Source organism: Candidatus Thiosymbion oneisti (assembly GCF_900092655.1).
Classification (GTDB): domain Bacteria; phylum Pseudomonadota; class Gammaproteobacteria; order Chromatiales; family Chromatiaceae; genus Thiosymbion; species Thiosymbion oneisti.
The window spans coordinates 1-373 of sequence record NZ_FLUY01001424.1 but is presented as its reverse complement, the minus strand read 5'-3'; the positions used below and the strand labels follow the sequence as shown (position 1 = coordinate 373).

General features: G+C 55.8%; 1 protein-coding gene. It reads right to left on the bottom strand.

Annotated elements, in window-relative coordinates; genetic code table 11:
* On the bottom strand, positions 1-244 hold a 244-nt coding region (locus BQ17_RS14565; RefSeq protein ID WP_176722446.1), incomplete at its 3' end, for an AAA family ATPase.
* Positions 245-373: the final 129 nt, after the last annotated feature.

Here is a 373-nt window from a genome sequence, read left to right as displayed (position 1 = left end):
CGGCGGTGGGATTTTTGCCGATGGCAAGTCCCCCGAACAGCTGCTCGAACCGATCCGCCTGGTTGAGATCGTAGTAGTTTTCCAGCATGGACAACAGCAGACTCTTACCGAACCGGCGCGGGCGCAGAAAAAGCAGCTGGTCGCCGGCTTCTTCCAATGATGGAATCTGGTCCGTGCGATCCGCGTAATAGAATTGTCTGGTGATAAGCGCGTCGAAATCACTGATGCCGTAGGGGAATTTCATGGGCGGCTCCAATCCAATGCCATTAAGTTAAGCCTCAAAGCCCCTCTCCCGCCGGGAGAGGGGTTGGGGAGAGGGCGAACGAAAACAGGGATCAACCAATCACAAACGGCGCCGGTGACGCTTAACTTA